Raw genomic sequence first — 15,204 nt, forward strand, 5'->3', positions numbered from 1 at the left:
TGCCAAGTTGTAGTACTTTTTTCGAGGCTCTTTTGTCTTGTTCTTGTTTCAATTGACTATAAATAAAAACAGGTAGAATGAAAGATTTCTACCTGTTTCTTTTGAATTACTCAAAAAGAGGAAGCTCAGCCTCCTCTTTTTACATCTACTTAATTATGGTTTGATAACTTCAGCTCCACCCATGTATGGACGAAGAACTTCTGGAATGGTCACAGAACCATCTTCGTTTTGATAGTTTTCAAGGATAGCAGCGACGGTACGTCCAACAGCAAGTCCAGAACCATTCAAGGTGTGAAGAAGTTTAACCTTACCATCTGCTTCATCACGGTAACGGATTTGGGCACGACGTGCTTGGAAATCTTCTGTATTTGAACAGCTTGAGATCTCGCGGTAGGTATTTTGCGCTGGAATCCAAACTTCCAAGTCGTAAGTCTTAGCAGCTGAGAAGCCCATATCTCCTGTAGAAAGAGCAACTACACGGTATGGTAAGTTTAGTTTTTGAAGAATGTTTTCAGCGTTGGCTGTCATCTTTTCTAATTCTTCGTATGATTCTTCAGGTTTGGCAAATTTCACCATTTCAACCTTGTGGAATTGGTGCAAACGAATCAAGCCACGAGTATCACGACCAGCAGAACCAGCTTCTGAACGGAAAGATGGGCTCATAGCAGTAAAGTAGATTGGCAAGTCTTTTCCGTCAAGGATTTCATCACGATAGTAGTTTGTCAGAGGAACTTCAGCGGTAGGAATGAGGACGTAGTTCGTATCTTTCAATTCAAACGTATCTTCCTTGAATTTTGGATATTGTCCTGTACCAAACATTGAATCATGGTTAACCATGTAAGGTGTGATGACTTCAGTATAACCTTCCTTTCCATGCTCATCCAACATAAAGTTGTAGATAGCACGTTCCAAACGAGCCCCAAGTCCTTTGTAGAATAGGAAGCGCGCTCCAGTTACCTTTCCACCGCGTTCCCAGTCAAGGATACCAAGGTCTTCACCAAGATCCCAGTGGGCTTTTGGTTCAAAGTCAAACTCGCGAGGAGTTCCCCAACGGCGAACTTCTACGTTATCATCCTCGTCAGCACCGATAGGCACGCTATCAGCTGGGATATTTGGAAGAGTAGTGGTAAATTCTGTCAATTTAGCATCAATCTCCGCCAACTCAGCATCAAGAGCTTTTACCTCGGCAGAGAGGGTTTGCATAGCTGCAATCTTGTCGTCTGCATTTTCTTTGTTTCGCTTAGCTTGGGCAATTTCAGCAGAAACTGTGTTACGCTCTGCCTTGAGAGTTTCAACCTTAACCAAGATGTCACGTCGTTTGGCATCGATTTCTTTCATCTCATTCAAGATAGCAGCATCTACACCACGTGTAGCTAGTTTTTCAGCGACAGCATCAAAGTCTGTACGAATACGTTTGATATCTAACATATAAACTCCTTTGTGAAAAAAGCACACCTGACAACGCGTTGGAGTGGCAGGGCCACGGTTCCATCCAACTTCACAGGTGTGCACTTGATTCTGTATTTGATTTAAAATAACGGTAGAATTTCAATTAAATCCTCTATCTGCTCGCAGCACCCGCAGACTTTCTGAAAGAAGGAAGTAACCTACTTATCCGTTGCTATGATTATACTAAACTTTTTATTTTTTTGCAAATAGATTTTTAATTTTTTGACCAATGATTTGGACTAAGGTAGGAAGTTTGACTACCTTGTCATTTCCCAATTTTTCACGAGCAATCTTAAGGATTTTTCCAGAGTCTTTTGAGGCGAAGAGGAATTTTCCTTGATCTGTAAAGATTTCAAAATGACGACTGACCTTGCGGCCTGAAACATTGGCTCCGATTTGGTTAACGCTGGACCATGGGATTTGAATATAGTCCTCGACATTACGATCTGCGTAAAATTCTAGCGCATGATCTCCAACCAGAAATTTTCCAACCTTTCCTGTAATGGAGAGATAGGAGGTTCCAGTTGTTTGCAAGTCGACGACCTTGTTGAGGGATTGTGCCATGTTTAGTCTTCCTTATTTTCACCGAAAAATGCTTGGTAGAGAGCTTTAAGAGCGGCTTTTTCTTGGTCTTTTTGGACAACAAACATGATAGAAACTTCACTAGAACCTTGTGACATCATTTGGATGTTAATGTTGTTTTCAGATAGGGCACGAGTGGCTGTAGCAGTTACCCCGATATGGCGCTTCATTTTTTCCCCAACAATCATAATGATAGAGAGGTCGTGTTCGATTTCAGCGTGGTCTACCTCTGCTTTTTGAACTAACTGACGAAGGATTTCTTCTTCTTTAATAGGAGTTAATTCTCGTGAACGTAAAATGATAGATAGGTCATCGATACCAGTTGGCATATGTTCCCAACCAATATTAAGGTCCTCAAGAATCTGAAGAACTTTACGACCAAAACCGATTTCGCGGTTCATCAGATACTTAGACATATTAATGCTGACAAAGCCAGAATCACCAGCGATCCCAACAACTGGGAATTTGTCGCTGCTATGTTGTAGCACAATGCGAGTACCTGGGTGGTCTGGATTGTTGGTATTTTTAATGACAAGAGGAATTTTCCCACGGTAGGCTGGTAGAAGTGCTTCATCGTGTAGTACAGAGAATCCAGCATAGGCCAATTCACGCATTTCACGGTAGGTCAACTCAGGGATCGAGTGTGGTTGGTGTATAATACCTGGGTGGGCTGCAAAGATACCATCAACGTCTGTAAAGTTTTCATAGAGGTCTGCCTTAACACCGGCAGCAATGATAGAACCTGTAATGTCTGATCCTCCACGTGAGAAGGTACAGATTTGATCCTCCTTAGTAACACCGAAGAAACCAGGGATAACAAGAACTTCAGTTGAATTTGTCAATTCCTCGATTTTATCGTAACTTGATGGGATGATACGTGCATTTCCAGGTTCGCTCGTAACGACGATACCAGCTTCTCTAGGATGAACATAACGCGCCTCCAAGCCATTTTGGTTAAAGTAGGCTGCAATCAACTTGGCATTGTTATTTTCTCCAGCTGCTAGAAAGGTATCATAGAGAAACTTATTATCTTCAATTGGAAGAGTTGCAAGAGCACGGATGCTTTTTGAGATTTTTTCTAGAACTGTTGGTTTGAGTTTTAGCTCACTAACCATGGCAGCATAACGATCAATAATCCAGTTTTGACGTTTACTGATATCGTTACCAGCTACATAGTCGCGGTAGTATTTAATTAAGGCATCTGTCACCTTAGTATCCTCGGCGTCACGTTTGCCTGGAGCAGATACAACTACGAAACGACGTTCAGGGTCACTTTTTACAATGTTTAGAACTTTTTCTAACTGACTAGCAGAGGCAAGTGAACTTCCACCAAATTTTACAACCTTCATAAGAACTCCTAAAGTAAGTATTTTATACGATTATAGCAGAAAGAGGGGCTTTTTTCAATCTGGAAAATATCCTATACAATTGTTTGAAAGTCTCATCAGGAAAGCTTATAATAAAGATGTAGGAGGAAAGACTCTTCTGATGAAAGGAGTTGGGGGAAGATGATTAAAAGAGTGGTTTGTTTAATTTTACTAGTCCTTACCTTCGTGATGATTCCTACAAATATTGGAGCAAGGTCTCATCCTCTTCCCAGTGGTCGTTTGACGGGAGAAGAATTAGCGATGGAGTATGCTCAGGAGCGTCATATTTCAGTTGAGAGGGCTAAAATTATCTTATCTATCGGCTTGTCAGATAGTAAGGCAAGGACCTATCGAATTCTCTCTGAAAAGATTATCGTTAATCCTGACTATGAAGCTAGAGTCAAGTTTTATTGTCGAACAGATGAAAGTGGACAATTTAGAGGAATCACGAAACTCTTAGCTACAAGTCTGGTCACCAAGGACGGGGATAAGGAAGCTCCTTTTACAGGCAATTTTTTTGCCTACCTTGAAGATCCAAATCGTGTTTTTTACATGGTTTCAGGAGAATTCTACCACAAGGGATCCAACCAAGAACAGCTCTATCAGAGAGAAGGAGGACGAATGCTTGAAGTGATTTATGATTTCATGGATGATACAAGTACTGGTTTTCCTGTATTTTTAGAGACCAAACTAAGATTTTAAAATCGGCCGAGACACTTTCGGTCGATTTTTCTCTTGTTTAAAAAGTCAGAAAAAGATATAATTTGAAAATAAAACAATTTAAATATCATTGTAATTTAAAAGGAGTGGCTATGAATCATATTATCTATCAAGTTCAGGACGATCTAGCGATGCTTACTCTGAATCGTCCCGAGGTAGCAAATGGTTTTCATATTCCTATGTGTCAGGAAATTTTAGAAGCCTTAGAATTAGCTGAAAAAGATAGTGCTGTTTCCTATATTCTCATCAATGCAAGAGGCAAAGTTTTTTCTGTCGGAGGAGACTTGGTAGAGATGAAACGAGCTGTCGATGAGGATGATATTGCATCCTTGGTTCAGATTGCAGAATTAGTCAATGCCATTTCTTATAAACTGAAGCAAATTCCTAAGCCTATCATCATGGAAGTAGACGGAGCAGTTGCTGGAGCTGCGGCTAATATGGCTTTAGCAGTTGATTTCTGTATTGCTTCTGACAAAGCTAAATTCATTCAAGCCTTTGTAGGCGTGGGCCTGGCTCCAGATGCGGGTGGTTTATTCTTGCTGACACGATCACTAGGAGCGGCTCGGGCAACGCAACTGGCTATGACCGGTGAAGCTTTTACAGCTGAGAAGGCTTTAGAAGTAGGAGCTGTCTATCGTCTGTGTGCTAGTGAGCAACTGGAAAAGGCAAGAGAGCAACTATTGAAGAAGTTGAGAATAGGATCTACTAACTCATACGCAGCCATTAAGAAATTGGTCTGGGAGAGCGAGTTTAAGCAGTGGCATGAATATGCCAAATTGGAACTGGAGCTACAGGAAACTCTATCTTATACCGAAGATTTTAAGGAAGGTGTTCGTGCACATTCTGAAAGAAGACATCCAAAATTTTGGGGGAAATAATAAAATACTTGCGCAATTCTTTGAAGTTTGATATACTTTTTTTGTCAAATGTTTTGATAGTTAAACTTTTTGATGAGGGAGGGAAGAAAATTGGACTACCAACGGATCAATGACTATTTAACATCTATTTTTAATAACGTCTTGGTGATTGAGGAAATGAGTTTGAGAGGTAGTCGTTTCAAGGATATCTCCATCAAGGAAATGCACACGATTGATGTGATTGGCAAGTTTCCAGATGTGACTCCAAGTCAAGTGTCTAAAGAGTTGATGGTAACTCTAGGAACCGTGACAACTAGCTTAAACAACTTGGAACGAAAAGGTTATATCGAGCGCTTGCGATCAGATCAGGATCGTCGTGTAGTACATCTGCATTTGACCAAGAAAGGTCGACTCGTACATCGTCTCCATAAACGTTTCCATAAGGCCATGGTCGAAAGAATTATCGAAGGCATGAGCCCAGAGGAACTGGATGTTATGAGTAAAGGTTTGACCAATCTTTATCAATTTTTGGAGGATTTGAAATAATGGCTTTTGCAAAAATAAGCCAGGTTGCTCATTATGTACCAGAGCAGATTGTCACAAATGAGGATTTAGCTCAGGTTATGGATACGAGTGATGAATGGATTTCAAGTCGAACTGGGATTAAGGAACGTCGCATTTCTAAGACAGAATCAACAGGAGATTTGGCAACGGCAGTTGCAAAACAACTCCTAGAGAAGGCAGGGATTTCTGCTGAAGAGTTGGATTTTATCATCCTAGCTACGATGACACCTGACTCAATGATGCCTTCTACTGCAGCACGTGTACAGGCTCGTATTGGTGCTCGTAAGGCCTTTGCATTTGATCTAACCGCCGCTTGTAGTGGCTTCACCTTTGCCCTTTCAACTGCTGAGAAATTCATATCATCTGGACGATTTGGCAAGGGCTTGGTCATCGGTAGTGAAACTATGTCCAAAACCTTAGACTGGACAGATCGTTCAACAGCTGTCCTATTTGGAGATGGAGCTGGTGGCGTCTTGTTAGAAGCAAGCGATAAGCAACATTTCCTAGCGGAAAGTCTCAATAGCGATGGTTCACGTAGTGAGTGCTTGACCTATGGGCAGACAGGTTTGACTTCCCCATTTTCAGTTCAAGAAAAGCCAGATGCTTTCTTGAAAATGGATGGCCGAGCAGTTTTTGATTTTGCAATTCGAGATGTTGCTAAGTCTATCAAGGAGACCATAGAGATGAGTCCTGTATCTGCAGAAGAACTAGACTATCTCCTGCTTCATCAGGCCAATAACCGTATCTTGGATAAGATGGCTAGAAAAATCGGTGTAGATCGTGATAAGCTTCCCGCAAATATGACCAAGTATGGCAATACTAGTGCGGCAAGTATTCCGATTTTACTTTCAGAGTGTGTAGAAGAAGGGCTCATCCATTTGGATGGTAGCCAAAAAATACTCTTGTCAGGCTTCGGTGGAGGTTTGACATGGGGCACGCTTGTTGTTACAATTTAGGTAATCATGTGGTAAACACATTGTTATAAAAACTATTTATTTTAAAGGAGTCTATCATGGCAGTATTTGAAAAAGTACAAGAAATTATCGTTGAAGAACTTGGAAAAGATGCATCAGAAGTAACGCTTGAATCTACTTTTGATGATTTGGATGCAGATTCATTGGACTTGTTCCAAGTAATCTCTGAAATCGAAGATGCTTTTGATATCCAAATCGAAGCAGAAGACAACTTGAAAACAGTTGGTGACTTGGTTGCTTATGTTGAAGAGCAAACAAAATAATTTATACTCTTCAAAAATCAAATTCAAACCACGTCAGCTTCGCCTTGCCGTACTCGAGTACAGCCTTCGGCTAGCTTCCTAGTTTGCTCTTTGATTTTCATTGAGTATTAAATAAATGGAGAAGGAGTAGGGAAACCCGCTCCCTCTTGTTCAGGTAATAGTTTGACAGTCAAAGTATAATATGGTCGAACTATTACCTAAGCAAGACTCATGGAGGCACTATGAAAACACGTATTACAGAATTATTGAATATTAAATATCCTATCCTTCAGGGAGGAATGGCCTGGGTTGCTGATGGTGACCTAGCGGGTGCTGTTTCAAAGGCAGGTGGTTTGGGTATCATCGGTGGAGGAAATGCTCCCAAGGAAGTGGTTAAGGCCAATATCGATAAGATTAAATCATTAACAGACAAGCCATTTGGTGTCAACATTATGCTTTTGTCTCCATTTGTTGAAGATATCGTTGATCTTGTGATTGAAGAAGGGGTTAAGGTTGTTACAACTGGCGCAGGGAATCCAAGTAAATACATGGAACGATTCCATGAGGCAGGGATTACTGTTATTCCAGTTGTCCCAAGTGTGGCTTTGGCAAAACGCATGGAAAAAATTGGTGCGGATGCTGTCATTGCTGAAGGTATGGAAGCCGGTGGACACATCGGTAAATTAACGACCATGACCTTGGTTCGTCAAGTTGCAGCTGCTGTTTCAATTCCTGTTATCGCTGCTGGTGGTATTGCAGACGGTGAGGGAGCTGCAGCTGGATTTATGCTTGGTGCAGAAGCTGTGCAAGTAGGAACTCGTTTTGTAGTTGCTAAAGAATCAAATGCTCATCCAAACTATAAAGCTAAGATTTTAAAAGCTCGTGATATTGACACAACGATCTCAGCACAACATTTTGGACACGCAGTTCGTGCCATTAAAAACAAATTGACTCGTGATTTCGAGCAAGCTGAAAAAGATGCCTTTAAACAAGAAAATCCAGACTTAGAAATTTTTGAACAAATGGGCGCAGGAGCCTTAGCTAAGGCTGTTGTCCATGGTGATGTGGATGGCGGTTCAGTTATGGCTGGTCAGATTGCAGGTCTGGTTTCGAAAGAAGAAACTGTTGAAGAAATCTTAAAAGATATTTACTACGGTGCAGCTGAAAAGATTCAAGCAGAAGCTGCTCGTTGGGCAGGAGTTACAAGAAATGACTAAAACAGCCTTTCTATTTGCAGGTCAAGGAGCCCAGTACCTAGGAATGGGACGTGAGCTATACGACCAATATGCTATCGTCAAGGAAACAATCGACCAAGCTAGCCAAGTCTTAGGGTATGACCTTCGTGACTTGATTGATAATGATGAAACAAAGCTAAATCAGACTTGTTACACGCAACCAGCTATTTTAGCTACGTCCGTTGCTATTTACCGACTACTAAAGGAGAAAGGTTATCAGCCTGATATGGTGGCAGGTTTGTCTCTTGGAGAATATTCTGCCCTGGTAGCTAGTGGTGCCTTGGATTTTGAAGATGCAGTGGCTCTAGTTGCAAAACGTGGGTCTTATATGGAAGAAGCAGCACCAGCAGGATCAGGGAAAATGGTAGCTGTGCTTAATACACCGGTTGAAGTAATTGAAAAAGCTTGTCAAGAAGCCTCTAAACTTGGTGTTGTAACTCCAGCTAACTACAATACGCCGAGTCAGATTGTTATTGGTGGTGAGGTAGTGGCGGTAGATCGTGCGGTTCGACTCTTGCAAGAAGCAGGAGCAAAACGTTTAATTCAGCTCAATGTTTCAGGTCCTTTCCATACAGCTTTGCTGGAAACTGCTAGTCAGAAATTAGCTCAAGTCTTGACAGAGATTGAGTTTTCTGACTTTGCTTGTCCACTTGTTGGCAATACAGAAGCAAAGGTCGTGGAAAAAGAACGCATTGCAGAACTCTTAACTCGTCAAGTTAAGGAACCGGTGCGTTTTTATGAAAGTATTGCTCTTATGCAAGAAGCTGGTGTGAATCGTTTTATCGAGATTGGTCCTGGGAAGATCTTGTCAGGATTTGTCAAAAAGATTGATAAAACAGCTCAACTTGCAAATGTGGAAGATCAAGCAAGTTTACAAGCACTCTTAGAAAATTAGCCAAACTGGTAGAAGTTTTGAAAGGAGAAACATGAAACTAGAAAATAAAAATGTCTTTATCACAGGCTCAAGTCGAGGAATTGGTCTTGCCATTGCTCATAAATTTGCCAGCTTGGGAGCCAATGTTGTCTTGAATAGTCGTGGTGAAATCTCTGAGGAGCTTCTAGCTGAATTTAAACCATACGGAGTGAAGGTCCTTGCTATTTCTGGTGACGTTTCTAATTTTGCGGACGCAAAGCGTATGGTGGACCAAGCCATTGAAGAGCTGGGTTCAGTTGATGTCCTCGTTAATAATGCTGGGATTACTCAAGACACTCTCATGCTTAAGATGACAGAAGAAGATTTTGAGAAGGTTTTAAAAGTCAATTTGACAGGTGCCTTCAATATGACACAATCAGTCTTAAAACCGATGATAAAAGCTCGCGAAGGTGCTATCATCAATATGTCTAGTGTCGTTGGTCTCATGGGAAATATCGGTCAAGCGAACTATGCTGCTTCAAAGGCAGGATTGATTGGTTTTACCAAGTCTGTAGCACGTGAGGTTGCCAATCGCAATGTGAGAGTAAATGCTATTGCGCCAGGAATGATTGAATCGGATATGACCGCTGTCTTGACAGATAAAGTAAAGGATGCCATGTTGGCGCAAATTCCGATGAAACAGTTTGGACAAGCAGAGCAGGTGGCTGATGTGACAGCCTTTCTTGCTAGTCAAAATTATCTAACAGGACAAGTAATTGCAATTGATGGTGGACTAACCATGCAATAAGAGTTAAAATAGAGGTAGAAGAATGAAACTGAATCGAGTAGTAGTGACAGGTTATGGAGTGACATCTCCAATCGGAAACACACCAGAAGAATTTTGGAACAGCTTAAAAACTGGTAAGATTGGAATTGGTGAAATTACTAAGTTTGATCATAGTGAATTTGCAGTGCATAATGCGGCAGAAATCAAAGATTTTCCTTTTGACAAATATTTTGTAAAAAAAGATACCAATCGTTTCGATGATTATTCTTTGTATGCGCTATATGCAGCACAAGAAGCCGTTAATCATGCAGGTCTTGATGTAGAAGCTCTGGATAAGGATCGCTTTGGTGTTATCGTTGCTTCAGGTATTGGTGGAATCAAGGAAATCGAAGATCAAGTCATTCGCCTTCATGAAAAAGGTCCAAAACGTGTGAAACCGATGACCCTTCCAAAAGCTTTAGCAAATATGGGCTCAGGAAATGTTGCTATGCGCTTTGGTGCTAATGGTATTTGTAAATCTATCAATACTGCTTGTGCTTCTTCAAATGATGCAATCGGGGATGCCTTTCGTTCCATTAAGTTTGGTTACCAAGACATCATGCTAGTTGGTGGTTCTGAGGCTTCTATCACTCCATTTGCCATTGCAGGCTTCCAAGCCTTGACAGCTCTTTCAACAACAGAGGATCCAAGTCGTGCCTCTATTCCATTTGACAAAGACCGTAATGGTTTTGTCATGGGAGAAGGGGCAGGGATGTTGGTTCTTGAAAGTCTAGAGCACGCAGAAAAACGCGGTGCAACTATTCTAGCTGAAGTTGTTGGTTACGGGAACACTTGTGATGCCTACCATATGACTTCACCACATCCAGAAGGACAAGGAGCTATTAAAGCCATCAAATTAGCCTTGGAAGAAGCTGAGATTTCTCCAGACCAAGTAGCCTATGTCAATGCTCATGGAACCTCGACTCCTGCCAATGAAAAAGGAGAAAGTGGTGCCATTGTATCTGTTCTAGGTAAGGATGTTCCAGTTTCTTCAACCAAATCCTTCACAGGTCATTTGCTGGGAGCAGCAGGGGCTGTTGAAGCCATTGCTACTATTGAAGCTATTCGTCATAGCTATGTTCCAATGACAGCTGGAACGAAAGAATTATCAGACTATATCGAAGCGAACGTTATCTATGGACAGGGATTGGAGCGTGAAATTCCATATGCTATCTCAAATACCTTTGGATTTGGTGGGCATAATGCAGTCCTTGCTTTCAAACGTTGGGAGAATAAGTAAAGATGAATTTAAATGAAATCAAAGACTTGATGGCGCAATTTGACCAGTCAAGCTTGAAAGAATTTTCTTATAAAAATGGAACGGATGAGTTGGTCTTCAGTAAGAATGAAGCGAAACTTGTTGCAGAAGCAAGTCCAGCACCTCAAGCTCCAACTACAACACCAATTGTAGAAACAGATTCAGAAACAAGCGTTACTGAATCTGTAGCTGAAGGAGATCTAGTAGAGAGTCCACTTGTCGGAGTTGCTTACTTGTCTGCGGGACCAGACAAACCTAATTTTGTTTCAGTTGGTGATACTGTTAAAAAAGGCCAAACCTTGGTCATCATAGAAGCCATGAAGGTCATGAACGAAATTCCAGCACCTAAAGACGGTGTCGTAACAGAAGTTCTTGTTGCTAATGAAGAAATGGTTGAGTTCGGGAAAGGCTTGGTACGTATCAAATGATTGATATTCAAGGAATTAAAGAAGCTTTGCCTCACCGCTATCCCATGCTCTTAGTGGATCGTGTTTTGGAAGTCAGCGAAGATACAATCGTTGCCATTAAAAATGTGACGATTAACGAACCTTTCTTCAATGGTCATTTTCCTCAATACCCAGTTATGCCAGGAGTCCTCATTATGGAAGCCTTGGCTCAGACAGCAGGTGTTTTGGAATTGTCTAAACCTGAAAAAAAAGGGAAACTTGTCTTCTATGCTGGTATGGATAAGGTTAAGTTTAAGAAACAAGTTGTTCCTGGTGATCAGCTTGTCATGACAGCAACGTTTGTCAAACGTCGTGGCACAATCGCTGTAGTAGAAGCGAAGGCAGAAGTAGATGGTAAGCTTGCAGCAAGCGGTACTCTGACCTTTGCTATTGGAAACTAGGGAGGTTTTCCATGTTTCGTAAGATTTTAATTGCCAATCGTGGTGAAATTGCTGTTCGTATTATTCGTGCGGCTCGAGAGTTAGGAATCGCAACAGTCGCTGTCTATTCGACTGCTGACAAGGAAGCTCTCCACACTCTTTTGGCTGATGAGGCTATCTGTATCGGCCCTGGGAAGGCTACAGAATCTTATCTGAACATCAATGCCATCCTTTCAGCTGCGGTATTGACTGAAGCTGAAGCTATTCACCCTGGATTTGGATTTTTAAGTGAAAATTCCAAATTTGCAACCATGTGTGAAGAAGTCGGTATCAAATTTATCGGGCCATCAGCTCGAGTAATGGATGTCATGGGAGATAAAATCAACGCCCGTGCTCAGATGATTAAGGCTAAGGTACCCGTCATTCCTGGTTCAGATGGTGAAGTCCATACTGCTGAAGAGGCTCTTGCTATTGCCGAAAAGATTGGTTATCCAGTCATGCTTAAGGCATCAGCTGGAGGTGGTGGTAAAGGGATTCGTAAGGTTGAAAAGGCAGAAGATCTTGTTTCAGCCTTTGAAACAGCCTCTAGTGAATCTAAAGCCAACTTTGGTAATGGGGCTATGTACCTAGAGCGTGTGATTTATCCTGCTCGACATATTGAAGTACAGATTCTTGCTGACCAGATGGGTCATGTTATTCACCTAGGTGAGCGTGACTGTTCGCTTCAGCGGAATAACCAAAAAGTTTTAGAAGAAAGTCCTTCAATTGCTATTGGGAAGACACTGCGTAATGAAATTGGTGCTGTAGCTGTTCGTGCAGCGGAGTCTGTTGGTTACGAGAATGCTGGTACTATTGAGTTTCTATTGGATGAAGCAAGTGGTAAATTCTACTTTATGGAGATGAATTCTCGTATTCAAGTAGAGCATCCTGTTACAGAATTTGTTTCTGGTGTGGATATTGTCAAGGAACAGATTCGTATTGCAGCAGGTCAACCATTGGCTTTGAAGCAGGAAGATATTGTTCTAAAAGGTCATGCCATTGAGTGTCGTATTAATGCGGAAAACCCAGCCTTTAATTTTGCACCAAGTCCTGGTAAGATTACTAATCTCTATCTACCAAGTGGTGGTGTTGGCTTGCGTGTTGACTCTGCAGTTTATCCAGGTTACACTATTCCACCCTACTATGAGAGTATGATTGCTAAGATTATTGTTCATGGTGAAAATCGTTTTGATGCTCTTATGAAAATGCAACGAGCTCTATATGAACTCGAAATTGAAGGAATCGTCACCAATGCTGATTTCCAACTAGATCTAATCTCTGATCGTCGCGTGATAGCAGGGGACTACGATACTTCCTTCTTGATGGAGACCTTCTTACCACACTATCAAGAAAAAGAATAATGTAATACTCTTCGAAAATCTCTTCAAACCGCGTCAGCTTCGCCTTGGATTATATATGTGACTGACTTCGTCAGTCTTATCTACAACCTCAAAGCAGTGCTTTGAGCGACCTGCGGCTAGCTTCCTAGTTTGCTCTTTGATTTTAATTGAGTATAAAAATAGTATAAGACCGAAAAGGGGGATGTATGGCTCTATTTAGTAAAAAAGATAAATATATTCGAATCAATCCCAATCGTTCGACTGTAAATCAACCTCAGATCAAGCCAGAGGTTCCAGATGAGCTCTTCTCCCAATGTCCAGGTTGCAAATACACGATTTACCAAAAGGACTTGGGGAGTGAGCGTATATGCCCTCACTGTGGCTATACCTTCCGTATTTCAGCTCAAGAGCGTTTAGCTTTAACCATTGATATGGGTACGTTTTTGGAAATGTTTAAAGGGATTGAGACTCAGGATCCTTTGAATTTTCCAGGCTATCGTAAAAAATTGACTTTGATGCGTGAAAAGACAGGTCTTGATGAGGCTGTTGTAACAGGAACAGCTTTGATTAAGGGAGAGAAGGTTGCCCTTGGCATCATGGATTCTAACTTTATTATGGCGTCAATGGGGACAGTTGTTGGTGAGAAAATCACTCGCTTGTTCGAATATGCGACCGCTGAAAAATTACCTGTCGTATTGTTTACAGCTTCTGGCGGAGCACGCATGCAGGAAGGAATCATGAGCTTGATGCAGATGGCCAAAATCTCTACAGCAGTCAAACGTCATTCCAATGCAGGTCTCTTTTATCTGACAATCCTTACTGATCCGACGACTGGAGGTGTAACAGCTTCCTTCGCCATGGAAGGGGATATCATCTTGGCAGAGCCGCAAAGTCTGGTTGGTTTTGCTGGACGCCGTGTGATTGAAAATACTGTAAGGGAAGACTTACCAGAGGATTTCCAGAAGGCAGAGTTTCTTCTAGAGCATGGCTTTGTAGATGCAATTGTAAAACGGCGAGAATTGCCAGATATGATTGCTCGATTAGTAAGGTTGCATAAGGGGGATCGTTGATGAATATAGCGAAAATCGTCAGAGAAGCACGTGAACAAACCCGCTTAACTGCCTTGGACTTCGCAACAGGAATTTTTGATGACTTTGTAGAGCTACATGGTGATCGCTCTTTCAGAGATGATGGTGCTGTGGTTGGTGGTATCGGATGGTTGGGAGACCAAGCAGTAACTGTAGTTGGAATCCAAAAAGGTAAAAGTTTACAAGATAATCTTAACCGTAACTTTGGACAACCCCATCCAGAAGGCTATCGCAAGGCCCTTCGTTTGATGAAGCAAGCTGAAAAGTTTGGTCGTCCTGTTGTTACCTTTATCAACACTGCTGGTGCCTATCCAGGTGTAGGGGCAGAGGAACGTGGACAAGGTGAAGCTATCGCCCGTAATCTCTTTGAAATGAGCGACCTAAAAGTGCCCATTATTGCCATTATTATCGGAGAAGGTGGCTCTGGTGGAGCTCTAGCTCTAGCAGTCGCGGACCGTGTTTGGATGCTAGAAAACTCTGTCTATGCAGTTCTCAGTCCCGAAGGCTTTGCTTCTATCTTATGGAAAGATGGAACTCGCGCCATGGAAGCAGCTGAGTTGATGAAAATCACCTCGTATGAGTTGTTGGATATGCAAGTTGTAGATAAGGTCATTTCTGAAGTTGGTCTTTCAAGCAAAGATTTAATCAAGCAAGTGAAGGAACAACTCCAAGCAGAACTCGATGTACTTGGTAAACTTCCGCTAGATCAACTCATTGAAGAACGTTATCAACGCTTTAGAAAATATTAAAAAGAAAGCTAGAACTAGGAAAAGGTTCTAGCTTTTTGGCTTCTATAAAAAGACATTTCAGGATTAAGAATTGACAGTTGAGGAAATAACTGCTAAAATAATCAAAAAAATATGTATAATGAACATATAGGCTTAGAAACATATTATTTAAGAAGCTACTTGACAGATATATTTACAGTTCTTTCGTTTGAAGAGTTAGAGCAAGTTTCAGGCGGTGGTATGATTTGGATGTTTG

Annotated in this window: 17 protein-coding genes; 14 read left to right on the forward strand and 3 right to left on the reverse strand. The window is 41.5% G+C overall.

The features are described 5' to 3' along the window. Positions 1–153: 153 nt before the first annotated feature. From serS to ADF68_RS05640, 3 genes are all read right to left on the reverse strand, one after another. Positions 154–1,428, reverse strand: a complete 1,275-nt coding sequence (serS, locus tag ADF68_RS05630; RefSeq protein ID WP_000884217.1) for a serine--tRNA ligase — start codon at positions 1,426–1,428, stop codon at positions 154–156. Positions 1,429–1,641: 213 nt separating this feature from the next. Beyond that, positions 1,642–2,013, reverse strand: coding sequence for a DUF956 family protein (locus ADF68_RS05635; RefSeq protein WP_049548975.1), 372 nt, complete (start codon positions 2,011–2,013; stop codon positions 1,642–1,644). Between the two features lie 2 nt (positions 2,014–2,015). Further along, positions 2,016–3,380, reverse strand: coding sequence for an aspartate kinase (locus ADF68_RS05640; RefSeq protein ID WP_049548976.1), 1,365 nt, complete (start codon positions 3,378–3,380; stop codon positions 2,016–2,018). A 159-nt stretch (positions 3,381–3,539) separates the two neighbouring features. On the opposite strand from ADF68_RS05640, the gene ADF68_RS05645 reads away from it, so the two are divergent. The 14 genes from ADF68_RS05645 to ADF68_RS05710 all read left to right on the forward strand — a co-directional run bounded on the left by ADF68_RS05645 (position 3,540) and on the right by ADF68_RS05710 (position 14,969). Continuing rightward, positions 3,540–4,100, forward strand: a complete 561-nt coding sequence (locus ADF68_RS05645; protein ID WP_049548977.1) for a hypothetical protein — start codon at positions 3,540–3,542, stop codon at positions 4,098–4,100. A 110-nt stretch (positions 4,101–4,210) separates the two neighbouring features. Then, positions 4,211–4,996, forward strand: a complete 786-nt coding sequence (locus ADF68_RS05650) for an enoyl-CoA hydratase (protein ID WP_049548978.1) — start codon at positions 4,211–4,213, stop codon at positions 4,994–4,996. Between the two features lie 90 nt (positions 4,997–5,086). Continuing rightward, the gene (locus ADF68_RS05655; protein WP_049548979.1) at positions 5,087–5,521 is read left to right on the forward strand and encodes a MarR family winged helix-turn-helix transcriptional regulator; all 435 of its coding nucleotides are present in this window, start codon (positions 5,087–5,089) and stop codon (positions 5,519–5,521) included. Continuing rightward, positions 5,521–6,495, forward strand: a complete 975-nt coding sequence (locus tag ADF68_RS05660; RefSeq protein ID WP_049548980.1) for a beta-ketoacyl-ACP synthase III — start codon at positions 5,521–5,523, stop codon at positions 6,493–6,495. Before ADF68_RS05655 ends, ADF68_RS05660 begins: the two co-directional genes overlap by 1 nt. 56 nt (positions 6,496–6,551) lie before the next feature. Further along, positions 6,552–6,776, forward strand: a complete 225-nt coding sequence (locus ADF68_RS05665; protein ID WP_000257840.1) for an acyl carrier protein — start codon at positions 6,552–6,554, stop codon at positions 6,774–6,776. 221 nt (positions 6,777–6,997) lie between these two features. Then, positions 6,998–7,972, forward strand: coding sequence for an enoyl-[acyl-carrier-protein] reductase FabK (gene fabK / locus ADF68_RS05670; protein WP_049548981.1), 975 nt, complete (start codon positions 6,998–7,000; stop codon positions 7,970–7,972). Further along, entirely contained in the window at positions 7,965–8,885 is a 921-nt protein-coding gene (gene fabD / locus ADF68_RS05675) for an ACP S-malonyltransferase (protein WP_049548982.1), read from the forward strand. The genes fabK and fabD overlap by 8 nt, the downstream gene beginning before the upstream one ends. A gap of 31 nt (positions 8,886–8,916) precedes the next feature. Then, positions 8,917–9,651, forward strand: coding sequence for a 3-oxoacyl-[acyl-carrier-protein] reductase (gene fabG / locus ADF68_RS05680; protein WP_049548983.1), 735 nt, complete (start codon positions 8,917–8,919; stop codon positions 9,649–9,651). A gap of 22 nt (positions 9,652–9,673) precedes the next feature. Then, positions 9,674–10,909 carry a beta-ketoacyl-ACP synthase II gene (gene fabF, locus ADF68_RS05685; protein WP_049548984.1) on the forward strand — a complete coding sequence of 412 codons (1,236 nt, stop codon included), beginning with the start codon at positions 9,674–9,676 and terminating at the stop codon, positions 10,907–10,909. Positions 10,910–10,911: 2 nt separating this feature from the next. Next, complete coding sequence (accB, locus tag ADF68_RS05690) at positions 10,912–11,355, forward strand: acetyl-CoA carboxylase biotin carboxyl carrier protein (protein WP_049548985.1); 444 nt, start codon at positions 10,912–10,914, stop codon at positions 11,353–11,355. Beyond that, on the forward strand, positions 11,352–11,774 hold the full coding sequence (fabZ, locus tag ADF68_RS05695) for a 3-hydroxyacyl-ACP dehydratase FabZ (RefSeq protein ID WP_049548986.1): 423 nt from the start codon (positions 11,352–11,354) through the stop codon (positions 11,772–11,774). The genes accB and fabZ overlap by 4 nt, the downstream gene beginning before the upstream one ends. A gap of 11 nt (positions 11,775–11,785) precedes the next feature. After that, the gene (accC, locus tag ADF68_RS05700; protein ID WP_049548987.1) at positions 11,786–13,153 is read left to right on the forward strand and encodes an acetyl-CoA carboxylase biotin carboxylase subunit; all 1,368 of its coding nucleotides are present in this window, start codon (positions 11,786–11,788) and stop codon (positions 13,151–13,153) included. A gap of 185 nt (positions 13,154–13,338) precedes the next feature. Then, positions 13,339–14,202 carry an acetyl-CoA carboxylase, carboxyltransferase subunit beta gene (accD, locus tag ADF68_RS05705; protein WP_049548988.1) on the forward strand — a complete coding sequence of 288 codons (864 nt, stop codon included), beginning with the start codon at positions 13,339–13,341 and terminating at the stop codon, positions 14,200–14,202. After that, on the forward strand, positions 14,202–14,969 hold the full coding sequence (locus ADF68_RS05710) for an acetyl-CoA carboxylase carboxyl transferase subunit alpha (protein WP_049548989.1): 768 nt from the start codon (positions 14,202–14,204) through the stop codon (positions 14,967–14,969). The genes accD and ADF68_RS05710 overlap by 1 nt, the downstream gene beginning before the upstream one ends. The last annotated feature ends 235 nt before the right edge of the window (positions 14,970–15,204 follow it).

This window comes from Streptococcus pseudopneumoniae (assembly GCF_001068775.1).
In the GTDB taxonomy this organism is placed as follows: Bacteria; Bacillota; Bacilli; order Lactobacillales; family Streptococcaceae; genus Streptococcus; species Streptococcus pseudopneumoniae_N.

Bases quoted from the DNA above. Each gene is read 5' to 3' on its own strand.
- serS (WP_000884217.1), bottom strand. From the start codon at position 1,428: ATGTTAGATATCAAACGTATTCGTACAGACTTTGATGCTGTCGCTGAA.
- ADF68_RS05635 (WP_049548975.1), bottom strand. From the start codon at position 2,013: ATGGCACAATCCCTCAACAAGGTCGTCGACTTGCAAACAACTGGAACC.
- ADF68_RS05640 (WP_049548976.1), bottom strand. From the start codon at position 3,380: ATGAAGGTTGTAAAATTTGGTGGAAGTTCACTTGCCTCTGCTAGTCAG.
- ADF68_RS05645 (WP_049548977.1), top strand. From the start codon at position 3,540: ATGATTAAAAGAGTGGTTTGTTTAATTTTACTAGTCCTTACCTTCGTG.
- ADF68_RS05650 (WP_049548978.1), top strand. From the start codon at position 4,211: ATGAATCATATTATCTATCAAGTTCAGGACGATCTAGCGATGCTTACT.
- ADF68_RS05660 (WP_049548980.1), top strand. From the start codon at position 5,521: ATGGCTTTTGCAAAAATAAGCCAGGTTGCTCATTATGTACCAGAGCAG.
- ADF68_RS05665 (WP_000257840.1), top strand. From the start codon at position 6,552: ATGGCAGTATTTGAAAAAGTACAAGAAATTATCGTTGAAGAACTTGGA.
- fabK (WP_049548981.1), top strand. From the start codon at position 6,998: ATGAAAACACGTATTACAGAATTATTGAATATTAAATATCCTATCCTT.
- fabD (WP_049548982.1), top strand. From the start codon at position 7,965: ATGACTAAAACAGCCTTTCTATTTGCAGGTCAAGGAGCCCAGTACCTA.
- fabG (WP_049548983.1), top strand. From the start codon at position 8,917: ATGAAACTAGAAAATAAAAATGTCTTTATCACAGGCTCAAGTCGAGGA.
- fabF (WP_049548984.1), top strand. From the start codon at position 9,674: ATGAAACTGAATCGAGTAGTAGTGACAGGTTATGGAGTGACATCTCCA.
- accB (WP_049548985.1), top strand. From the start codon at position 10,912: ATGAATTTAAATGAAATCAAAGACTTGATGGCGCAATTTGACCAGTCA.
- fabZ (WP_049548986.1), top strand. From the start codon at position 11,352: ATGATTGATATTCAAGGAATTAAAGAAGCTTTGCCTCACCGCTATCCC.
- accC (WP_049548987.1), top strand. From the start codon at position 11,786: ATGTTTCGTAAGATTTTAATTGCCAATCGTGGTGAAATTGCTGTTCGT.
- accD (WP_049548988.1), top strand. From the start codon at position 13,339: ATGGCTCTATTTAGTAAAAAAGATAAATATATTCGAATCAATCCCAAT.
- ADF68_RS05710 (WP_049548989.1), top strand. From the start codon at position 14,202: ATGAATATAGCGAAAATCGTCAGAGAAGCACGTGAACAAACCCGCTTA.